Origin of the sequence: Escherichia sp. MR (assembly GCF_005280595.1) — a bacterium.
Taxonomy (GTDB): Bacteria; Pseudomonadota; Gammaproteobacteria; order Enterobacterales; family Enterobacteriaceae; genus Escherichia; species Escherichia ruysiae.
The window spans coordinates 1-2276 of the sequence record NZ_SZVK01000115.1 but is presented as its reverse complement, the minus strand read 5'-3'; the positions used below and the strand labels follow the sequence as shown (position 1 = coordinate 2276).

The window sequence follows — 2276 nt, the reverse complement described above, 5'->3', positions numbered from 1 at the left end:
CTGATAGAAACAGAAGCCACTGGAGCACCTCAAAAACACCATCATACACTAAATCAGTAAGTTGGCAGCATCACCTGTCATCCAGATGGCTGTGCAACTGGATCCACATTGGATTGTTTTCCCGCCACTGCCAGGACTGACGGAATAACTCCACCAGCATGCTGTTATGCGTTGCTTCGGCAATGGCGAGATGGAACTGCATATCACCGCTTTCGCTGCTACCCGGCGCGCTGGAAGCCAGTTCACGCTCTTCCAGTTGCAATGCCTGACGCATTTTGACGATATCTTCGCGGGTAGCCTGCAGGGCGGCAAACTCGGCGATGTTACTTTCCAGTAACTGACGCGCCTGTAACAGCTCAAAAGGACCGGCATCGTTGCAGACGTTGGCATCCGGACTGTCTGTGTTCTGGCTGCCTGAGTTATCAAGAACATAGATACCGGCACCCCGGCGTACTTCCACCAGCCCTTTGATCTCCAGCATGATCAGCGCTTCACGTACCACCGTCCGCGTGACATCAAGCATTTCTGCAATTTCACGCTCCGGCGGCAGCCGTTCGCCAGGATTGTACGGCGTCTTTATGATCAGATCGCGGATCATCGCCCCGACTTCCTGGTAAGGTCTTTGCGCAGAGGTGGCAGATTTCATGGTGTTGTGTCCGTTAGGTGCGGTTAATCAAATTTTTGCCGGATGCGGCGTGAACGCCTTATCCGGCCTACAACGGGCAATTTTACGGCCCCCGTTAATCTCAAACTATACCATTAGCACTGGAAGTTGGCACGTACAGGTGGGCAAAAAAACGAAAACTGGTCAACCAAATACCAGTTTGATTGACCAGTAAGTCTGTAGGGTAATCAGTTAGTTACAGCGCAGCCACACACTCGCGCGCACCGCGTTCGCACAGCTGCTGATATGCCGCAGTCACCGCGCCAACAAAGTCGGCATTCTGCGGCAGATCATCGGCAAAAATACCGCTCAGGCCCAGCAGCGCTTTCACGCGGTCTGCGCCCTGATACTGCGCGTTAATCTTCTGGAACTCGGCCAGCATCGGGTCGACCACGTCAATGGCATTACCCTGCTCATCCACGCCCTGGGTGTAACGCATCCAGCCAGCCACGCCCAGCGCCAGGTGACGCCAGCTGCCGCCGTTTTGCAGGTGCAGACGCACCGGGTCCAGCAGACGCTGCGGTAACTTCTGGCTGCCGTCCATCGCAATCTGCCAGGTACGGTGACGCAGAGACGGGTTGCTGAAACGCTCGATCAGCAGCGTCGCATAGGCGTTCAGGTCCGTACCTTCCGGCATCGACAGCGTTGGCGCTTGTTCCTGCATCATCAGGGCAAAGGCCGCTTTGCGATAATCCGGGTTAGTCATGGTGTCGGCAATAGTTTCATAGCCGCCGAGGTAACCGAGGTACGCCAGGAAAGAGTGGCTACCGTTCAGCATACGCAGCTTCATCATTTCGAACGGCACAACGTCTGCAACGAACTGTGCGCCCACTTTATCCCAGTCCGGGCGACCATTAACGAAATTATCTTCAATCACCCACTGACGGAACGGTTCGCAGGCAATGGCGCACGGGTCGTAAACGCCCAGCTGGTCAGCAATTTCCTGTAAGGTTTCTGGCGTCGCCGCCGGAACGATGCGGTCAACCATGGTGCACGGGAAGGTGACGTTCTCTTCAATCCATGCCGCCAGCTGCGGGTCACGCGCCTGAGCCAGTCCCAGTACCGCGACCTTCGCCACATGGCCGTTTTCACGCACGTTATCGCAGGACATCACCGTAAACGCTTTCAACCCTTTTTCACGACGCAGCCGCAGGGCTTCGACGATGTAACCAATCGCGGACTTCGGCGCAGTCGGGTTTTCCAGATCGTGCTTGATCAGTGGGTTATTGAGATCCAGCTGACCGCTTGCCGCATCAGCGCAGTAGCCTTTTTCCGTGACTGTCAGAGAGACAATCGCCGTCTGCGGACGCGCCATCGCATTGAGAATACCTTCGCAGCCGTCGATTTCCGGATGCAGCGCTTCTTTCATCGAACCGATAATTTTCAGCTCGGTGCTTTCTGCGCCTTTTTCCGCTACGGTGTACAGCAGTTGCTGTTTTTTCAGGTTTTCGATCAGCACTCGGTCGTTGCCTGGCATCAGGTTAACTTCGCAGATGCCCCAGTCGCTGTCGGTGCTTTCCAGCAGATGATGGGTATACAGCGCCTGGTGCGCGCGGTGAAACGCCCCGCAACCGAGATGCACAATGCGTGATTCCAGACGAGAATGATCCCA

At 55.6% G+C, this 2276-nt stretch carries 1 protein-coding gene and 1 pseudogene; both read right to left on the bottom strand.

Annotated features, from left to right (window positions below; translation table 11 throughout):
* Positions 1-76: 76 nt before the first annotated feature.
* A pseudogene (locus tag FC814_RS22395) lies at positions 77-646 on the bottom strand (GntR family transcriptional regulator); the annotation flags it as partial.
* A 214-nt stretch (positions 647-860) separates the two neighbouring features.
* Positions 861-2276: fructuronate reductase (locus tag FC814_RS22390; RefSeq protein ID WP_137326486.1), on the bottom strand; the 1416-nt coding region annotated here is incomplete at its 5' end.